This is a genomic window from Micromonospora sp. NPDC050397, assembly GCF_044901685.1.
Taxonomy (GTDB): domain Bacteria; phylum Actinomycetota; class Actinomycetes; order Mycobacteriales; family Micromonosporaceae; genus Micromonospora_G.
In genome coordinates, this window is sequence record NZ_JBJDPS010000011.1 from 153,710 (window position 1) to 172,599 (window position 18,890).

The following is an 18,890-nucleotide window of genomic DNA, read 5'->3' on the forward strand; positions in this document are numbered from 1 at the left end:
CGGTACCACCGGCCCGATTCGAGGTGATCCGATCTATTTGGCGCGTGCGCGTTGCCGGGCGGCCTCGTAGAGCACGACGGTGCCGGCGGTGGCCGCGTTGAGGGAACTGGCGGCGCCGGTGATCGGGATGCGTACGGTCCGGTCGGCCACCTCCCGCCAGGCGGAACTCAGCCCATGGGTCTCGTTGCCGACCAGCACCAGCCTCGGGCCGGTGAGGTCGTAGTCGGCCACGTCCAGGTCGCCGTGCTCGTCGGTGCCGACGATCTCCACCGGTACGTCCCGCTCGCGCAACCCGGCCACCCAGTCGACCACCTCCCGGTGGCTGGCCGCGCGTACCACCGGGATGGCGAAGAGGGAACCGGTGCTGGCCCGGACCGCCTTCGGGTCGTACGGGTCGGCCGCGTGCCCGGTGATGATCACCCCGGCGGCGCCGAACGCGTCCGCCGAACGGACCAGGGTGCCGATGTTGCCCGGCGTGGTGGGTCGGTCGAAGACCACCACCAGGGCGTCCGGCCCCTCGGGCAGCCGGTCGAGCCGATCCGAGGGCAGCTCCACCACCGCGATCAGCTCCGGCGACTCCTCGTCCTTGCCGCCGAGTTCGGCCATCAGCTCGGGGGCCATCGCGACCCGGGTGCCGCCGGCCTGGTCGAGCAGGTCCCGCGCCCACCGGGACAACCCCTGCCCGTACGGGTGGAGCAGCGCGCGCACGGTCCAGCCGTGCTCCACCGCGAGGCTGATCGGCCGTACCCCCTGGACCAGGAACTCACCCGCCCGCTGGCGCTTGGTGCGGTTGGTCAGCAACGCCTGCCACTGCTGGAAGCTCGCGTTCCGGGTGGTGATCCTCAAGGTCTTCGCCACGTCGCGGATCAACCCTCCTGGTCAGGCGTCAAGGGACCGACCATACCGCCGACCCCGCACGCCTCGGACGGAGGTCGACCCGACAATTCCGATCTTGATTTTCCGGCACCCATTCGAATTCGAGGACCCGGGGTACGCGAACCTCAAGATTTCCTCAGGAGACGCGACGATCCGCTCTGACCACAATGGATGGCTGCGAGTATCTGCGGCAGAAGCGGTCGGGAATCCGCCTCCCCGTACCTCCGCCATTGTCGGGGGAGGTACGGCGATGATTGCTGGACCTGTCGAATTAATGGGGAGATTGCGTGTTGCGGTCGAATCGAAAGTCGCTCGGTCTGCTGTTGGGCGGGATGCTCGTGGCGAGCGTGCTGGTGGCGCCGAGCCCGGCCCTCGCCGCGCCCGACCCGTGCGGGGTGACCGTGGAGTACACGGCCTGGCGGGCGCTCACCGGCGCCGGGGCGAACCAACAGCGCCGGTGGTACTGGAGCTACTACAACTGTGGCACCAGCACCGTGAAGAAGAAGGCCATGGTGGATCTCGGCTCGGACAGCAAGTGTTTTTCGATCAAGGGACGCGGATACGCCACGTTCAACGGATACGAGACCTGGACGGTGGGTGTTCGCAGTAACCGGTACACGCACACCGTCAACTGCTGACAACAGCGAAACGAACGATATCGGTCGACCGTCAGATCGGACGGTATTCGACCTCGGGTCGGCCGGGAGCGCCGTAGCGGGGACTGCGGCTCACCCGGCCGGTCGCGGCCAGGTGTTCGAGGTAGCGGCGGGCGGTGACCCGGGAGGTGCCGGTCCGGGTCGACACCTCGGTGGCGGAGAGCCCCGGCTCGGCCCGAAGCGCAGCGAGCACCATGTCCAGGGTCTCCGTACCGAGCCCCTTCGGCAGGGTGTCGGCGTCGGAGCCGCGCAGGGTGGCGAACATCCGGTCCACCTCGTGCTGGGCCGCCACCACGCCGTCGGCGAGCGCCTGCCGCCGGTATTCCGCGTACCGCTCCAGCTTGTCGCGGAACGCGGCGAAGGTGAACGGCTTCAGCAGGTAGTGGGTCACCCCGAGGGCGACCGCGGCCCGGACCATGGTCAGGTCCCGGGCCGAGGTCACCGCGAGCACGTCGGTGGTGCTGCCGGCGGCCCGCATCGCCCGGCAGACGTCGAGGCCGTGCAGGTCCGGCAGGCGGAAGTCGAGCAGTACGAGATCAACACCCTCCCCGCCGTCGGCGCGCAGCGCCGCCATCGCGTCCCGGGCGGTGTGCACGACCCCGATCACACCGAAGCCGGGCACCCGTTCGGTGTAGGCGCGGTGCGCGTCGGCGAGCAGGGGCTCGTCCTCCACGACCAGCACCCGGATGGTGGTCACGTCGTGGACTCCCGGGGGACAGGTAGCCGGGCCGGGATCGGCAGCCGGACGCTGAACAGCGTGCCACCTGCGGCGGGACGGGTCACGTCGACCTTGCCGTCGTAACGTGAGACCACCTGACCGACCAGGGCCAGGCCGAGGCCCCGGCCGGCGCTCTTGGTCGACCAGCCGCGCCGGAACGCGTCGGTCACCTGGGCCGGATCCAGGCCGGGCCCGCTGTCGGTGACCCGGACGGTGACCTCCCGTTCGGTCGCGCCGACGAAGACCCGGACCTGGCGCGGCGGCTCGGTGCCGCCGACCGCCTCCAACGCGTTGTCGACCAGGTTGCCGACGACGGTGAGCAGGTCACCGATGGGCAGCGGATGCCCGTCGAGCCGGGAGTCGGGGTCGACCACGAGGTCGATGCCCCGCTCGCCGGCCTGGGCGGACTTGCCGAGCAGCAGGGCGGCCAGCGCCGGTTCGGTGACCGCGCCGACCACCCGGTCGGTGAGCTGCTGGGCGAGGGTCAGCTCGGCGGTGGCGAGCTGCACCGCCTCGTCCGTACGCCCCAGTTCGACCAGGGTCAGTACGGTGTGCAGCCGGTTCGCCGACTCGTGCGCCTGCGCCTGTAGCGCCTCGCTGAGCCCGCGTACCGAGTCGAGTTCACTGGCCAGGGTGCGCAGTTCGGTGTGGTCGCGCAGAGTGAGTACGGTGCCGACCGACCGGCCGCCGAAGGTGGTGGGCCGCTGGTTGGCGACCAGCACCCGGTCACCGGCGAGCATCGGCTCGTCGTGGGCGGGGCGCCCGGAGAGGATCAGGTCGGCGATGGCCGGCGGGAAGCCCAACTCGACGACCGGGCGGTCCTGGACCGGGTCGACCCCGGTCAGCCCGAGCAGGCGCCGCGCCTCGTCGTTGACCAGTGCCACCCGTCGGTCCGGGGTGAGCACGACCAGCCCTTCCCGGACCGAGTGCAGGACCGCGTCGTAGTACTCGTACATCCGGGTCATCTGGGCCGGTCCGAGGCCGTGGGTCTGGCGGCGCAGGCGGCGGCTGAGCAGCCAGGACCCGGCACCGGCCAGGGTCAGGGCGGCGAGCGTGGCGCCGAGCAGCGCGGGCGCCTGGGCGAGCAGCTTCTGGTTGATCGCCTCGGTGGTGATGCCGACCGAGACCAGCCCGATCACGGCGCCGCCCTCGCCGCGTACCGGCACCACCGCCCGGACCGACTCGCCCAGCGTGCCGATGTTGATCGTGGTGAACGCCCGTCCGGCGAGCGCCGGTTCGATCTCGCCGACAAACGGTTGGCCGATCAGTGCCGGGTTGGGGTGTGAGTAGCGGGTCCGGTCCGGTGCCATCACCACGATGAAGTTGGTGCCGGTGGCCCGGCGGGTGGATTCCGCGTACGGCTGGAGGGCGGCGGCCGGGTCGGCGGAGCGGAGCGCGGTCGCCACGTCGGGGGAGCGGGCGACCGCCTCGGCCACCGCGAGCACCTCCTCCTGCGCGGCGGTGCGTACGTCGGCGCGCGCGAGCAGCACCGCGCCGGTCATCCCGGCCACCACGAGCAGGGTGACGACCAGGACCTGCAGGGCGAAGAGCTGGCCCGCGATGCTCCACCGTCGTCTGGACATGCGCTCCAGTGTTCCCTGTACCCGGGCTGATCCGCTCGTTGACGCCGTGGATCAGCCCCTTGTTTCGACTTCGCGTCGGGCCGGTGAACACAATGAACGCAAGGCTGTGCTCAGGTGAGATCCAGGCCACTGTCTCGGCATGGACACCCCTACCGCCCGGCCACGACGGGACCGTACCCATTTCCTCTACCTCGCCGTCATCGTCGCCGTCGTCGCCGGCATCGTCCTCGGCTTCGCCGCCCCCGAGGTGGCCAAGGAGCTGAAGCCGATCGGCACCGGCTTCGTCGCGTTGATCAAGATGATGATCAGCCCGATCATCTTCTGCACCATCGTGCTCGGCGTCGGCTCGGTCCGGCAGGCCGCCAAGGTCGGCAAGGTCGGCGGGCTCGCGCTCGGCTACTTCCTGGTCATGTCGACCGTCGCGCTCGCCATCGGCCTGGTCGTCGGCAACATCGTGCACCCCGGCTCCGGCCTGCACCTCGGCGCGGCCCAGGCCGCCGCCGGGCAGGCCCAGGTCAGCGGCGAGAGCGAGGGTACGGTCGACTTCCTGCTCGGCATCATCCCGACCTCGCTGCTCTCCGCGCTGACCGAGGGTGAGGTGCTGCAGACCCTGCTGGTCGCGCTCCTGGTCGGTTTCGCCGTGCAGAGCATGGGCCGCCGGGGCGAGCCGGTGCTGCGCGCGATCGGCACGATCCAGCGGCTGATCTTCAAGATCCTGACCATGATCATGTGGCTGGCGCCGATCGGCGCGTTCGGCGCGATCGCCGCGGTGGTCGGCGCGACCGGCGTGGACGCGCTCAAGAGCCTGGCCCAGATCATGATCGGCTTCTACGCCACCTGCGTCATCTTCGTGATCGTCATCCTGGGCCTGCTGCTCCGCCTGGTCGCCCGCATCTCGATCTTCTCCCTGCTGCGTTACCTGGGCCGGGAGTTCCTGCTGATCCTCTCCACCTCATCCTCCGAGTCGGCGCTGCCCCGGCTGATCGCCAAGATGGAGCACTTCGGGGTGAGCAAGCCGGTGGTCGGCATCACCGTCCCGACCGGTTACTCGTTCAACCTCGACGGCACCGCGATCTACCTGACCATGGCCTCGCTCTTCGTGGCCGAGGCGCTGGGCAAGCCGCTCGCCGTCGGCGAGCAGATCTCCCTGCTGGTCTTCATGATCATCGCGTCCAAGGGGGCGGCCGGTATCACCGGCGCCGGGCTGGCCACCCTCGCCGGTGGCTTGCAGAGCCACCGTCCCGACCTGGTCGACGGCGTCGGCCTGATCGTCGGCATCGACCGTTTCATGTCCGAGGCCCGTGCGCTGACCAACTTCGCCGGCAACGCGGTGGCGACCGTACTGATCGGCACCTGGACCGGCGAGTTCGACCGGGACCAGGCGCGGGCGGTGCTGGCCGGCGAGCGTCCGTTCGACGAGGCGACCATGGTCGACGAGCACGGACCGGCGGACGACCTCGACGAGTCCGACGAGTCGGCGGCCCAGGACGCCGACTCCGACCGCCTCGCCTCGACGGCGGGCAACCGAGCCTGACCGTACGGCTTGACCGGCCTTCGGGTCGCTCACCGGCCTTCGGACCGCTTACCCGGCCTTCGGGTCGCTCACCGGTCTTCGGACCGCCCACCCGGTCTTCGGACCACCGGTCTTCGGACCACCGGTCTTCGGGCCGCTCACCCGGTGCCGGGGTGGGCGGCCCGAAATGCCTATTATGCGAATAACACGAGGATTCGTCGCTAAAGTGGCGCTGTGACGAGAGGGCAGAGAATCCTCGCCGGGTCGCTGGTGGCCCTGCTGGCCGCGCTCGGCGGCTGCACCGAACAGCGCCCGCCCCGGTCCGGCCCGCCCTCCGCCAGCTCCGGCACCCAGGCCGAGCCGGAGGCGACCCCGGGTCTGGAACTCATCGCGGGCATGCCGCCCTACACCTCCACCACCAACGTGTACGCCGCCGCTGGTCCCGACCAGCTCAGCGAGGCGGTACGCGGTGACAAACCACTGGTGTACGTGCCGAACACCGGCAGCGACGACGTCTGGGTGATCGACCCGGTCACGTACAAGGTGGTGGACAAGTTCCCCGGCGGCCCGGAACCGCAGCACGTCGTCCCCTCCTACGACCTGCGTACGCTCTACGTCGCGTCCAGCCGGGTGCCGTCGGGCGGCCTGTTGCCGATCGACCCGCGCACCGGTCGGCCGGGTCAGGCGATCGACGTCGAGGACGTCTACAACCTCTACTTCACCCCGGACGGCAAGCAGGGGATCGTGGTCGCCGAGTACTACCAGCGGCTCGACTTCTACGACGCCTCGACCTGGCGTCGGACCGCTTCGGTGACCTTTCCCGAGTGCGCCGGGATCAACCACATGGATTACTCGGTCGACGGCCGGACCCTGTTGGTGAGCTGCGAGTTCGGCAACCGGATGCTGGTCGTCGACGTGGCCGAGCGGCGCAAGCTGCGCCAGTTCGACCTGGACGTGGTCCCGGACGGGATGCCGCAGGACACCCGGCTCACCCCGGACGGTCGGCACTTCCTGGTCGCCGACATGATGGCCGGCGGGGTGTACGTCTTCGACGGCGCGGCCACCGAACGTACCGGCTTCATCCCGACCGGCAAGGGCGCGCACGGGATCTACTTCAGCCGGGACGGCACCCTGGCGTACGTCACCAACCGGGACGAGGGCAGCGTGAGCCTGATCGACCTGGCCACCCTCAGCGCCGCCGGGATCTGGCGGATTCCCGGCGGTGGCAGCCCGGACATGGGCGGACTCTCGGCCGACGGCCGGGTGCTCTGGCTCTCCGGCCGCTACCACGACGAGGTCTACGCGCTCAGCACCGCCGACGGCCGGCTGCTGGCCCGGATCCCGGTCGGCTCCGGTCCGCACGGTCTCACCGTCTGGCCCCAACCCGGCCGCTACTCCCTCGGCCACACCGCCAACATCCGTTAAGGAAGGGCCCCTTGTTAACGCTATGCGTTAACAAGGGGCCCTTCCTTAACGCGCAGGGCGGCGGAGGCCAGGAAGAACAGGGCCTCGGCGAGGAGCACGGCGCCGATGACGTCGCTGAACCGGTGCCAACCGGCGATCATGGTGGCCGAGGCGACCGCCGAGACGGCCACGGCCCCCGGCACGGCGAGCCACCAACGGGCCCGGTCGGGCAGCACCAGCACAAAGGCGAGCAGCAGGGCCATCGCGGCGGTCACGTGGCCGCTGGGGAAGCTGTTGTGCGCGGTCGAGCCCGGCAGGTCGAACTCCGGCCGGGAGATCACCGACTTCGCCGCCCCGGCCAGGCCCACCGAGCAGAGGACGAGCAGCACCGCGGCCACGCCCGCGTACAGCCGCCGACCGAGCGCGCCGACCAGCAGGAGTGCGGCGAGCAGGACGGCGAGCACGGTGGTGTCACCGAACAGGGCCAGCAGGTCCTTCGCGGGTCCGGTCAGCACGCTCTGCTGCTCGTAGCCGCCCCACTGTCCCGGCGGCAGGAGGAGACCGTCGAGTCGCTGACCACGGGGTGTCCAGACGAACACCCGGCAGGTCAGGCCGAACGCGAGCAGGCACGCGAGGGTGGCCGCGAGGTAACCGAGCGCTCCCTCGGGGAGCCGGCGAGCGGGCCCCGGACCGGAGCCGGGGCCCGCCGGCACCTTCCGCTTCGTGGTCGGACCCGGCGGCGAGGTGTACGGGGCCGAGGAGTACAGCGTTCCCGAGCGCATCCGTCGATGGTCGGACGTGGATATGAAGATCCTGTCCATCGCGCGTCATGGTTTCGTCACGGCCCCGCCGGGAGTCCTATCCTGCCCCCCATGGAACTGGTCGAGGCGCGGAGACTGTGGGACCCCGAGCCGGGTTGGCTCAACACCGCCAGCTACGGGCTGCCGCCACGACCCGCCTGGGACGCGCTACAGGTGGCGCTCGCGCAGTGGCGGGTCGGGCGTACCTCGTGGGAGGGGTGGGGCGAGCAGACCGACCGGTCCCGGCGGGCCTTCGCCGGGCTGCTCGGGGTGCCCGTCGGCGACGTCACCGTCGGCAGCACGGTCTCCCAACTGCTGGCGCCGATCGCGGCGGCGCTGCCGGCCGGGACGAACGTCCTGGTCCCGGCCGAGGAGTTCACCTCGAACCTCTTCCCCTGGCTGGCGCAGGGGGAGCGGGGCGTACGGGTGCGCACGGTGCCGGCGGACCGGCTGGCCGAGTCGGTCGACGCGAGTACGGATCTGGTCGCGTTCAGCCTGGTGCAGTCCGCCACCGGGGCGGTGGCCGAGTACGACGCGGTGGTGTCGTCGGCGCGTGAGCACGGTGCCCTGGTGGTGGTCGACGCCACCCAGGGGTGCGGCTGGTTGCCGTTCGACGCGCACCTGGCGGACGCGGTGGTGGTGGGCGCGTACAAGTGGTTGATGGCGCCCCGGGGCGCGGCCTTCGGTTATCTCGCCCCGACCCTGCGGGAGCGGCTCACCCCGCTGGCGGCAAACTGGTACGCGGGCGAGGACCCGCACTCGTCGTACTACGGACCGCCGTTGCGGTTGGCGGCCGACGCCCGCCGGTTCGACCTGTCGCCGGCCTGGTTCAGTTACGTCGGGGCCGCCCCGGCGCTGGAACTGCTCGCCGAGATCGGCCTGCCGGCGATCCGAAAGCACAACGTCGCCCTGGCCAACCGGTTCCTCGCCGGGCTGGGGGAGCCGCCCGGCCACAGCGCGATCGTCACCGTGGACGTGCCGGGCGCGGAGGAGAGGCTCGCCTCGGCCGGCGTACGGGCGGCGGTCCGGGCCGGGCGGGTACGGGCGTCGTTCCACCTCTACTCCACCGAGGACGACGTCGACCAGGCCCTCTCCGCCCTGCGCCGAGGGCCGGTACCCGGGCCGGGCTGACGGGCGGCCCGCGCGGGGCGGCGGAACGTGAGGCCGATCACTTTTCGATACGAGACGGTTTCGTATCGCAAACCCGAGGACTAGTTTCGTTTCGTTACGAGTCTGTTCCGTATCGATTCAAGGTACGGGGTATCGGGGGTAGAGGCGAACATGCAGAACCCACCACAACCATTCGAGAACACCGGGCATCCCCGGCGTTGGGCCATCCTCGGTGTGCTGGTCATCAGCCTGCTCGTGGTGGTCCTGGACAACACCATCCTGAACGTCGCCCTGCGTACGCTCTCCGACCCGGTGCACGGGCTCGGCGCCAGCCAGGGTGAGCTGGAATGGGCGATCAACTCCTACACCCTCGTCTTCGCCGGCCTGCTGTTCACCTTCGGGGTGCTCGGCGACCGGCTCGGCCGCAAGCGATTCCTGCTCTTCGGGCTCGCCATGTTCGGGCTCTCCTCGCTGCTCTCCGCGTACGCCCAGAGCCCCGGTCAGCTCATCGGCGCACGGGCGCTGATGGGCCTCGGCGGCGCCGCGATCATGCCGGCCACGCTCTCGATCATCTCCAACGTGTTCGACCCCCGCGAGCGGGCCCGCGCGATCGGCATCTGGGCCGGTGCGGTCGGGCTCGCCGTCGCGGTCGGCCCGATCCTGGGCGGACTGCTGCTGGAGAACTTCTGGTGGGGTTCGGTCTTCCTGATCAACGTGCCGGTGGTGCTGGTCGGCCTGGTGGCCGCCGGCATCATGGTGCCGGAGTCGCGCGATCCCCGACCCAACCGGATCGACGTGGTCGGCGTACTGCTCTCGGTGATCGGACTGGTCGCCCTCAGCTACGGCATCATCGACGGCGGCGAGCACGGCTTCGGTCGTCCGCTGGTCTGGGTGTCGATCATCGGCGGTCTGGCCGTCCTGGCCGCGTTCGTGCTCTGGGAGCGGCGGATCGAGTTCCCGTCGCTGGACGTCCGGCTGTTCAGGGTGCCCCGCTTCGCCGCCCCGGTCGCGGTGGTCGGACTGACCTTCTTCGCCGCCATGGGCGTCATGTTCTTCAGCTCGTTCTACCTGCAACTGGTCCGGGGTTACGAGCCGCTCCACACCGGCCTGCTGTTCCTGCCGTTCGCGGCGGCCCAGCTCATCTTCGCCCCGCGCAGCGCGGCCATGGTCCGGCGGTACGGTGCCAAGGCCGTCTCCGCGGTCGGCCTGACCCTGACTGCGCTGGCGCTCGCGGTGTTTGTCTTCATCGGGGCGGAGACACCGATCTGGGTGCTGCTGGTCTCCTTCTTCGTCCAGGGTGTCGGCATGGCGAACATCGTCGCCCCGGCCACCGAGTCGGTCATGTCGGCGCTGCCCCGGGAGAAGGCCGGCGTCGGCTCGGCGGTCAGCAACACCATCCGGCAGGTCGGCGGTGCCCTCGGCGTCGCGGTGCTCGGCTCGGTCCTCTCCGGGGTCTACCGGGACCAGATCGCCCCGGCCACCGGCTCGCTCCCCGGTCCCGCCCGGGACGCCGTGAACGAGTCCATCTCCGGTGCGTACGGTGCCGCCGCCCAGCTCGGCCCGGCCGGGCAGGGCGTGATCGGCGCGGCCAACGACGCGTTTGTCTCGGCCATGCACTGGGCCTCCGGACTCTCGGCGATCGTGATCGTGGTCGGCATCCTGGTGGTGCTGCGCTGGATGCCGGGCCGGGCCGCCGACCAGGCGCACGTCCAGCCGGAAACGGTGGATACGCCGGAACTGGCACCCGCGTCATAAGTCGGAAACAATGACCGACATGACCACCACCGCTGATGCTCCGCGGTCGCCCGGGCGACCGCGGAGCACCCGCGTCGACGAGGCGATCGTGGAAGCCACCCTGGACCTGCTGGCCGAGGGGAGCACGCTCGAGGCGCTGTCGATCGAGGCGATCGCCGCCCGGGCGGGCGTCGGCAAGGCGACCATCTACCGCCGTTGGTCCGGCAAGGAAGCCCTGATCGTCGACACGCTGCGGACCCTCAAGGGCCCGCCGCCCGTGCCGGACACCGGGAACGTCCGCGCGGACCTGGTGATCCTGCTCAGCGCGGTGGGTCGCACCCCGGACGCCCGGGCGGCGTCGATCTTCCCGTGCATGATGCCGATGCTCCAGCGCGACCCGGCGATGCACCGGCTCTACCAGGAACTGCTCGAACCGCGCCGGCAGGTGATGCGCGACGTGCTGCGCCGGGGCATCGAACGCGGCGAACTCCGTGCCGACCTGGACATCGAGCTGACCCTGGCCATGCTGACCGCCCCGGTGCTGCTCCAGCGACTGCTCCGGTGGCACCCGAAGCTCGACGAGGAGAGCCTGCCCGAGCGGGTGATCGACGCCCTGTTCGGCGGGATCGCCGCCGACTGACGCCCGCTCGCCGGCCCGTCGCGGTGCGCGGCGAGCCGTGCCGGGTCAGGCCGGCGTACGGAGCCGGTGCAGTCGGAGCGCGAGCTGGACCTCCAGTGCCCGTTCCGGCTTCTGCCAGTCCGGGCCGAGCAGTTGCCCGACCCGCTCCAGCCGCTGGGTCACCGTGTTCACGTGTACGTGCAACTGCTCCGCCGCCCGGGCCAGGCTGCCACCCACCCCGAAGTACGCCTCCAGCGTCTTCACCAGCGCGGTGCCCCGTCGGGCGTCGTAGTCGACCACCGGCCCGACCGTGTCGGTCAGGAACCTGGCCACGTCCCGGTCGCCGTCCTCGGTCACCGCCCCGAGCAGCAGCCCGACAAAGCCGAGTTCGGCCGTGCTCGCCCCCTCGCCGGCCCGGCCGAGCGCCCAGAGCGCGGTCAGGCAGCGGTCCGCCTCCCGGAACGCGTTGCCCAGCGACGCCGGTCCGGTGGACGGTCCGCTGGACCCGGCGGTCACCGGGCGACCGGTCACCCGGGACAGGTCCCGGACCACCGCCCGCGCCGCCGCTCCGGCATCCTGACCGGGCAGCATCAGCACCACCCGACCGTCCCGGGCGGCGGCCAGACCGCCCCGGGTGGAGGCGTACGTGATCGCCCAGGAGACCACCCGCTGCCGGGCCGAACCGGTCGCGGCGATGACGTCGTCGCCGACCGCCACCAGCACGTACGGAGCGTCCAGCTCCACCCCGAGCCGGCGGGCCCGGCTGCGCAGTGCCTCCGCGTCGCGTACCGGGCGGGCGATCAGGTCGTCGAGCAACTCGCCCCGGACCCGTCCCTCCGCCTCGGCGACGGTCCGGCGGAAGAGCAGCAGCAGCGCGGTCACCAGCGCGGCCCGCTCCAGGATCCGCTGGTCGGCGTTGACCAGTTCGTCGTCGGGATGCAGCACCAGCGCGCCGAGGTTCTCCGTACCGGCGACCACGGCGGCGTACCAGAGTGGTCCCCGGCGGACGCTGCGCCCCTCGGTCCGGGAGGCGACCACGGCCTCGACCAGCACCGCCCGCTCCGGCTCGCCGATGGTGCCGACCCGGGCCAGTGGCCGCCCGTCGGCGTCGAGGGCCAGCAGCGCCCCGCCCAGCACCTCGGTCACCGCCGCCGCCACGTCCTCCACGCCGCCGCCGCGCAGCACCAGCGCGGTCATCCGGTCGTGCGCGGCGGCGGCCCGCTCGACCGAGGCGCTGTGCGCCTGGATGGTGGCGTTGGCCGAGGAGAGTTCGGCGAGCGCGGCCTGCGTCTCGGCCAGCAGCCGGGCGGTGTCGATCGCCACCGCGACGTGCGCCGCGAGCGAGACCAGCAGCGCGACCTCCTCGCGGGCGAACGGGCGGGCGGAGCGGTTCGCCGCGTAGAGCACCCCGATCACGCTCGGGCCCAGCCGCAGCGGCACCCCCAGGATGGCGACCAGGCCCTCCTCGCCGACCCCGGCGTCGATCTCGCCGGTGTGGTGGAACCGGGCGTCCTCCGGATAGTTCGCGGTCGCGTACGGGGTGCCGGACTGCGCCACCAGGCCGCCGAGTCCGGCCCCCATCGGCAGCCGCAGCCGCTGGAACCGGGCCGAGACCGAGCCGTCGGTGACCCGCATGTACGTGTCGCCGTGCTCGTCGTCGTTGAGCGTCAGGTACGCCACGTCGGTGCCGAGCAGGTGCCGGGCCCGGTGCACGATCGCCCGCAGCACCGCGTCGAGATCGCGCAGCCCGGCCAGGTCGCTGGCGGTGTCGTACAGGCCGGAGAGTTCGACCTCGCGCTGACGCCGCCGCTCCAGCAGCGCGCGGACCCGGAGCGCGACCACCTTGGCCTGCTCCAGCTCGGCCAGCCGCTCGGCCGGCAGGCCCTCGGCGCGGGCGGCGACCAGCGGCCCCTCGAACTCCACCGCGGCGGCCTCGCGGGCCAGCAGCTCCAGGAATTCGATCGGCGACGACATGGGACCCATTGTGCGGGTGGGGATCTTCAGTTTGCCGTCCAGCCCCCGTCCACCGCGATCGCGGCCCCGGTGATGAACGAGGCGGCCGGGGAGCAGAGGTACGCCATCAGCTCGGCCACCTCCTCCGGCTCGATCAGTCGCTTGATCGCGGCCCGGGCCAGCATGATCTTCTCGATCACCTCGTCCTCGGCGATGCCGTGGCTCGCCGCCTGGGCCGCGATCTGCCCCTCGACCAGCGGGGTACGCACGTACGCCGGGTTGATGCAGTTGGCGGTCACCCCGTGCGCGGCCCCCTCCAGCGCGACCACCTTCGAGAGCCCCTCCAGGGCGTGCTTGGCCGAGACGTAGGCGGACTTGTACGCCGACGCGCGCAGCCCGTGCACCGAGGAGATGTTGATCACCCGGCCCCAGCCGCGCTCGTACATCCGGGGCAGCGCCCGCTGGATCAGCAGGAACGGCGCCTCGACCATCACCCGGTGGAGGTACGCGAACCGCTCGGCCGGGAACTCCTCCACCGGCGCGACGTGCTGGAGCCCGGCGTTGTTGACGACGATGTCCACCCGCGCGTCGATCGCCGAGATCGCCACCGGGTCGGCCAGGTCGACCGCGACGGCGTGCCCACCGATCTCGGCCGCCACCGCCTTCGCCGTCTCGGCGTTCCGGTCGACCACGGTCACCTCGGCGCCGGCCGCCGCGAGCCGTACCGCACAGGCCCGGCCGATGCCGCTCCCACCACCGGTGACCAGTGCGGTGCGCCCCGACAGGTCGAGCTGTACGACGTGGGGATCAGCCACGCTTTCTGCCGTCATGGCGCATGAAGCTACGACCCCCACGGGCGGTCGCACATGGGCACCACACACATAACGCCCGGCAGGGCTATGTGGACCCGACCGACCGGCCCGACCCGCCGCCAGCCCGCCGCAGGCGTGGTGCGACCGGTGGTCGGGCGTGTCGGCGTACGGGCGTTTCGGCGACGCCAGTAGGGTGTCGAACACGTGTACTGCCGGTGCGTAGGGGAGGGGGCGGCGTGCGGGTGCTCGGCGTCGACCCGGGACTGACCCGGTGCGGGGTCGGCGTGGTCGAGGGAGTTCCCGGCCGGCCCTGCACCCTGGTCGCGTACACGGTGGTGCGTACCGACCCGGCCGCCGACCTGTCGCTGCGACTGCTGCACCTGGACCGGGCGTTGACCGAACTGGTCGCCGAACACCAGCCGGAGAGCGTGGCGGTGGAGCGGGTGTTCAGCCAGTCCAACACCCGGACCGTGATGGGCACCGCGCAGGCGAGCGCGGTTGCCGTACTGGCCGGGGCGCGGGCCGGGCTGCCGGTGCAGACGTACACGCCGAGCGAGGTGAAGGCGGCGGTCACCGGCTCGGGCCGGGCGGACAAGGACCAGGTGACCGCCATGGTCACCCGGCTGCTGCGGTTGGCCGCGCCGCCGAAGCCGGCGGACGCGGCGGACGCCCTGGCACTGGCGATCTGTCATGTCTGGCGGGGCGGCACCCGGGCCCGGCTGGCCGCCGCCGAGGCCGCCGTCCGGCAGTCCGACAACCGGGCCACCGTGCTCCGGCGGGCCGGTGTGCCGGCCACTCGCACGCGCCGGGCCGGGGCGGCGGGGACCGGTGCGCAATCAGGGGCGGACGCGGGATCAGGGGCGGGCGCCGCCCGGGGTGGAGGAACGGGATGATCGCCAGCGTTCGGGGCGTGGTGGCCGGGCTGGGGCCCGACACCGCCGTGATCGAGGTGGGCGGGGTCGGACTGGCCGTGCACTGCGCGCCGGGCACCCTGGCCGGGCTGCGGCTCGGCAGCGAGGCCCGGTTGGCCACCACCCTGGTCGTCCGGGAGGACTCGCTGACCCTCTACGGCTTTGCCGCCGACGACGAGAAGCACCTCTTCGAGCTGCTCCAGACGGCGAGCGGGGTCGGCCCCCGGCTGGCCCAGGCGGTACTGGCGGTGCACACCCCGGACGCCGTACGCAAGGCGATCGCCAACGCCGACCTGGCCGCCCTGACCCGGGTGCCCGGGGTCGGCAAGAAGGGCGCCGAGCGACTGGTGCTGGAGTTGCGGGACAAGATCGGCCCGGTGGCGATCGGCCCGGACGGCGTGGGCGGCACGGTCGGTGGCGCGTGGCCGGAGCAGATCCGGCAGGCCCTGGTCGGGCTCGGCTGGACGGTGGCACAGGCCGACCAGGCGGTGGCCACCGTGGCGGAGACGATCGACGGCCCCACCCCACCGGTGCCGGTCCTGCTCAAGCAGGCCATCCGGCTGCTCGGTAAGACCCGATGACCGAACCCGGGGAGCTGGTCTCGGCGTACGCGGACGACGCCGAGCGGGACGCCGAGGTCAGCGTCCGACCGCGCCGGCTGTCCGACTTCATCGCCCAACACCGGGTACGCGACCAGCTCGACCTGCTGCTCAAGGGTGCGATGGGCCGGGGCGCCCCGCCCGACCACATCCTGCTCTCCGGCCCACCGGGACTGGGCAAGACCACCCTGGCCAACATCGTCGCGGCCGAGTTGGGCACCGGCATCCGGGTCACCAGCGGGCCGGCGATCGAGCGTTCCGGTGACCTGGCCGCGATCCTCACCAGCCTCGCCCCGGGCGACGTCTTCTTCATCGACGAGATCCACCGGATCGCCAAGCCGGCCGAGGAGTTGCTCTACAGCGCGATGGAGGACTTCCGGGTCGACGTTGTGGTGGGCAAGGGGCCGGGTGCGACCGCGATCCCGATCGACGTCGAGCCGTTCACGCTGGTCGGCGCGACCACCCGGTCCGGGCTGCTGACCGGCCCGATGCGGGACCGGTTCGGTTTCGTGGCGCACCTCGACTTCTACAGCGCGGCCGACCTGGAGTCGCTGCTGCACCGGTCGGCCCGCATTCTCGGCGTGCCGATCACCGAGGAGGGTGCGGTGGAGGTGGCCCGCCGCTCGCGCGGCACGCCCCGGATCGCCAACCGGCTGCTCCGCCGGGTGCGGGACTTCGCCGAGGTCCGGGCCGAGGGCGTGGTCACCCTGGAGACCGCCCAGGCGGCCCTGCGGGTGTACGACGTCGACCCGCTCGGGCTCGACCGGCTGGACCGGGCCGTGCTCAAAGCCCTGATCGACTCGTTCCGGGGCGGGCCGGTCGGCCTCTCCACCCTGGCCGTGGCGGTGGGGGAGCAGCCGGACACGGTGGAAGAGGTCTGCGAGCCCTTCCTGGTCCGGGCCGGACTGTTGGCCAGGACACCCCGGGGCCGGGTGGCGACCGAGGCCGCCTGGCACCATCTCGGGCGTACGCCACCAAATGGTACATTTGCGGGTAGTTCAGGTACAACGCCTGATCTGTTCAGTGCAGAGTCGTAACTGTCGTGATCTGTTTGTGATCCGTGCCGCATTCGGCGCACACAGACTCACCGACTAGACTTCGCCGCGATCTGTCTGTACAGACAGGAGATTTCGCTTTCGCCGTGACGTACCGCGTCACGACGGGGCCAATGGGAAGGTCATAACGTGCATTACGAAGCGGCAAGTAGCGGCGGTGGAGCCGGTAGCTTCATGCCGATCCTCATGATTGTCCTGCTGTTCGGTGTCATGTACTTCATGATGATCCGGCCGCAGCAGAAGCGGCGGCGTGAGGCTGAGCAGATGCAGTCCTCGATCGGCCCCGGCGACGAGGTGGTCACCATTGGTGGCCTCTACGGCACCGTCGCCTCGGTCGATGACGAGACGGTGACCCTCGAGGTGGCGCCCGGCGTGCACACCAAGTACGCCCGGCCGGCGGTCGCCCGGGTGGTCAATTCGGCGCCGAAGCTCGAGTCGATCCCGGACGAGGTCGAAGCGAAAGAGTGATCTCCGGCCCCGGTGACCGGGGCCGATCACCGATCGAAGATAGTTAATAGCTGTGCCGGCGTGTCACCGCGCCGGAGAGGTACGCATGTCGCCGGGCATGCCGGCGCCCCCACCGCCGCCCACCACCAGCGGCCGAACCGTGCAGGGAGACAGGACAGCCGTGGCACCACCTCAGGGACAGATGCACCCCGGGCGGCAACTTGCCGTACTCGGTGGCATGTTTGTCGTCCTCTACCTCTTAGTCTTCTTCGCCGGCGGTGCTAGCGGGAGCTTCCGCGACCGGTTGGAACCGAAGCTGGGTCTCGACCTGGTCGGTGGCACCCGGATGACGCTCGAGGCCACCAGCGTGAACAACGAGCCTCCGACCCAGGAGAACCTGGAAGAGGCCCGGCAGATCATCGAGAACCGGGTCAACGGCCTGGGCGTCGCCGAGGCCGAGGTGGTGACCGAGGGCAACCGCAACATCGTCATCTCGCTGCCCGGCCAGAGCCGGGACCTGAGTGAGGTCGGCGAGGCGGCCGAGCTGCGGTTCCGCAAGGTGCTCAAGACCGCCGACGGCGGGGCGCCGAGCGCGGCGACCCAGCCCACCCCGCCGCCGGCCGGCGCGACGCCGGACCCGTCGGGCGCGGCGAACCCGTCGACCAACCCGACGCCGAACACCTCGGCCGGTGCGTCCAGCGGCACGCCGTCCGCCGGTGGCCAGGGCGGAATGGCCCCGGCGCCGACGCCGAGCGGATCGGCCACCGGCGCGGCCACCCCGACGCCGAGCGCGTCGGCCTCCGCCGCCCCGGTGTCGCAGAACGTGGAGCAGCAGCGGGCCGCGGTCCAGCAGAAGGTGGGCCCGGAGGCATGGCAGGCGGCGAGCGCGCTCCAGGCGCCGGCCGACCTGACCACCGACCCGACTCTGCTCGACAAGCTCAAGCCGTTCGGCGAGCTGACCGGTCGCGAGGTCGCCGTGCTGCCGGCGGCGATGCAGTTCAACGTACCGACGATCACCTGCGAGCTGCTTGAGCAGCGCCCGCCGGCCTCGATCAGCGCCAAGGACCAGCAGGTCGTGGCCTGTGAGGGCCCGGTGAAGTACCTGCTCGACGTGGCCAAGGTGCAGGGCACCGACGTCGACGACGCCAGCGCCGTGCTGGACCAGAACAGCTCCTGGGTGGTGAGCCTGAACTTCACCGGCGACGGGCAGAAGAACTGGACCAACCTGACCCGCGAGGCGTTCAACAACGAGGGCGGCGCCTGCGACCAGAGCGCCGTCGGCCCGGACGGCAAGTGCCGGGTCGCCGTGGTGCTCGACAACACGGTCGTCTCCTCGCCGGAGATCCAGGGAGTGCTGACCGGTGACTCGCAGATCACCGGCAACTTCACCAGCAAGGACGCGAACAACCTCGCCAGCCAGCTCCGCTACGGCGCGCTGCCGGTGACGTTCGAGCCGCAGGAGCAGGAGAGCGTCTCCGCGACGCTCGGCTCCAGCCACCTGAAGGCCGGTCTGCTGGCCGCCGGTATCGGCATGCTGCTGGTCGCGCTCTACGCGTTCTTCTACTACCGCCTGCTCGGCACCGTGATCATCCTGAGCCTGGTGCTCTCGGCGGCGCTGGTCTTCGGCGCGCTGATCGTGCTCGGCCGGCAGATCGGCTTCACCCTCACCCTCGCCGGTATCGCCGGTTTCATCGTCTCGCTCGGTGTGGCCGCCGACTCGTTCGTGATCTACTTCGAACGACTCAAGGACGAGATCCGGGAGGGCCGAAGCCCGCGCAGCGCGGTTCCCCGCGCCTGGGCCCGGGCCCGGCGGACCATCATCTCCGCGAACGCGATCTCGATCCTGGCCGCGGTCGTGCTCTACATCGTCTCGGTCGGTACGGTCAAGGGCTTCGCCTTCGCGCTCGGCCTGGCGACCATTCTCGACCTGGTCGTGGTCTTCCTCTTCCGGCACCCGATCATGACCATGTTCGCCCGGACCCAGGCGTTCCTGTCCCCACGGGTCAGTGGCCTCGGACGGGTGTTGCACAAGGACGAGGCCGCGCCGACCGACCCGCGCAACCCGCGGGCCAAGGAGGCCTAGCATGAGCGAGCCAGTCA

The 18,890-nt window shown here is 71.4% G+C and carries 16 protein-coding genes and 1 pseudogene; 11 read left to right on the forward strand and 6 right to left on the reverse strand.

The features are described from left to right. Window positions 1–33: 33 nt before the first annotated feature. Entirely contained in the window at window positions 34–858 is an 825-nt protein-coding gene (locus tag ACI2K4_RS27975; RefSeq protein WP_404515593.1) for an RNA methyltransferase, read from the reverse strand. Window positions 859–1,163: 305 nt separating this feature from the next. Between ACI2K4_RS27975 and ACI2K4_RS27980 the strand changes: the two genes are divergently transcribed. After that, window positions 1,164–1,514 (forward strand): hypothetical protein, encoded by a 351-nt coding sequence (locus tag ACI2K4_RS27980; protein WP_404515594.1) that lies wholly within the window; start codon window positions 1,164–1,166, stop codon window positions 1,512–1,514. A 31-nt stretch (window positions 1,515–1,545) separates the two neighbouring features. Here the strand turns inward: ACI2K4_RS27980 and ACI2K4_RS27985 are convergent, their stop codons facing one another. Both ACI2K4_RS27985 and ACI2K4_RS27990 read right to left on the reverse strand, forming a co-directional pair. Next, a complete protein-coding gene (locus ACI2K4_RS27985; RefSeq protein ID WP_404515595.1) occupies window positions 1,546–2,229 on the reverse strand; it encodes a response regulator in 684 nt (227 codons plus the stop codon). Beyond that, entirely contained in the window at window positions 2,226–3,833 is a 1,608-nt protein-coding gene (locus ACI2K4_RS27990; protein ID WP_404515597.1) for an ATP-binding protein, read from the reverse strand. Before ACI2K4_RS27990 ends, ACI2K4_RS27985 begins: the two co-directional genes overlap by 4 nt. Before the next feature lie 139 nt (window positions 3,834–3,972). Between ACI2K4_RS27990 and ACI2K4_RS27995 the strand changes: the two genes are divergently transcribed. Both ACI2K4_RS27995 and ACI2K4_RS28000 read left to right on the forward strand, forming a co-directional pair. Further along, window positions 3,973–5,367, forward strand: a complete 1,395-nt coding sequence (locus ACI2K4_RS27995) for a cation:dicarboxylate symporter family transporter (RefSeq protein WP_404515599.1) — start codon at window positions 3,973–3,975, stop codon at window positions 5,365–5,367. Window positions 5,368–5,580: 213 nt separating this feature from the next. Beyond that, window positions 5,581–6,771 carry a hypothetical protein gene (locus ACI2K4_RS28000; RefSeq protein ID WP_404515600.1) on the forward strand — a complete coding sequence of 397 codons (1,191 nt, stop codon included), beginning with the start codon at window positions 5,581–5,583 and terminating at the stop codon, window positions 6,769–6,771. A 20-nt stretch (window positions 6,772–6,791) separates the two neighbouring features. Here ACI2K4_RS28000 and ACI2K4_RS28005 read toward each other — a convergent pair whose 3' ends face one another. Beyond that, window positions 6,792–7,532, reverse strand: coding sequence for a phosphatase PAP2 family protein (locus tag ACI2K4_RS28005; protein ID WP_404515602.1), 741 nt, complete (start codon window positions 7,530–7,532; stop codon window positions 6,792–6,794). Window positions 7,533–7,622: 90 nt separating this feature from the next. Here ACI2K4_RS28005 and ACI2K4_RS28010 point away from each other — a divergent pair, with 90 nt between their 5' ends. The 3 genes from ACI2K4_RS28010 to ACI2K4_RS28020 all read left to right on the forward strand — a co-directional run bounded on the left by ACI2K4_RS28010 (window position 7,623) and on the right by ACI2K4_RS28020 (window position 11,034). Beyond that, window positions 7,623–8,681, forward strand: coding sequence for an aminotransferase class V-fold PLP-dependent enzyme (locus ACI2K4_RS28010; RefSeq protein ID WP_404515603.1), 1,059 nt, complete (start codon window positions 7,623–7,625; stop codon window positions 8,679–8,681). A gap of 150 nt (window positions 8,682–8,831) precedes the next feature. Beyond that, a complete protein-coding gene (locus tag ACI2K4_RS28015; RefSeq protein WP_404515604.1) occupies window positions 8,832–10,415 on the forward strand; it encodes an MFS transporter in 1,584 nt (527 codons plus the stop codon). Between the two features lie 10 nt (window positions 10,416–10,425). Beyond that, on the forward strand, window positions 10,426–11,034 hold the full coding sequence (locus tag ACI2K4_RS28020; protein ID WP_404515606.1) for a TetR/AcrR family transcriptional regulator: 609 nt from the start codon (window positions 10,426–10,428) through the stop codon (window positions 11,032–11,034). Window positions 11,035–11,079: 45 nt separating this feature from the next. Here the strand turns inward: ACI2K4_RS28020 and ACI2K4_RS28025 are convergent, their stop codons facing one another. Then, window positions 11,080–12,996, reverse strand: a complete 1,917-nt coding sequence (locus ACI2K4_RS28025; RefSeq protein WP_404515608.1) for a helix-turn-helix domain-containing protein — start codon at window positions 12,994–12,996, stop codon at window positions 11,080–11,082. 17 nt (window positions 12,997–13,013) lie between these two features. Then, window positions 13,014–13,796 (reverse strand): 3-hydroxybutyrate dehydrogenase, encoded by a 783-nt coding sequence (locus tag ACI2K4_RS28030; RefSeq protein WP_404515610.1) that lies wholly within the window; start codon window positions 13,794–13,796, stop codon window positions 13,014–13,016. A 218-nt stretch (window positions 13,797–14,014) separates the two neighbouring features. Here ACI2K4_RS28030 and ruvC point away from each other — a divergent pair. From ruvC to secD, 5 genes and pseudogenes are all read left to right on the forward strand, one after another. Beyond that, window positions 14,015–14,539 (forward strand): annotated as a pseudogene (ruvC, locus tag ACI2K4_RS28035) (crossover junction endodeoxyribonuclease RuvC); the annotation flags it as partial. Window positions 14,540–14,667: 128 nt separating this feature from the next. Next, window positions 14,668–15,270, forward strand: a complete 603-nt coding sequence (gene ruvA / locus ACI2K4_RS28040; RefSeq protein WP_404515611.1) for a Holliday junction branch migration protein RuvA — start codon at window positions 14,668–14,670, stop codon at window positions 15,268–15,270. After that, window positions 15,267–16,325: a Holliday junction branch migration DNA helicase RuvB gene (ruvB, locus tag ACI2K4_RS28045; protein WP_404515613.1), complete on the forward strand. Its 1,059-nt coding sequence runs from the start codon at window positions 15,267–15,269 to the stop codon at window positions 16,323–16,325. The genes ruvA and ruvB overlap by 4 nt, the downstream gene beginning before the upstream one ends. A gap of 192 nt (window positions 16,326–16,517) precedes the next feature. Then, entirely contained in the window at window positions 16,518–16,811 is a 294-nt protein-coding gene (yajC, locus tag ACI2K4_RS28050; protein WP_404515689.1) for a preprotein translocase subunit YajC, read from the forward strand. A 160-nt stretch (window positions 16,812–16,971) separates the two neighbouring features. Continuing rightward, window positions 16,972–18,873 (forward strand): protein translocase subunit SecD, encoded by a 1,902-nt coding sequence (gene secD / locus ACI2K4_RS28055; RefSeq protein ID WP_404515615.1) that lies wholly within the window; start codon window positions 16,972–16,974, stop codon window positions 18,871–18,873. Window positions 18,874–18,890 lie beyond the last annotated feature (17 nt).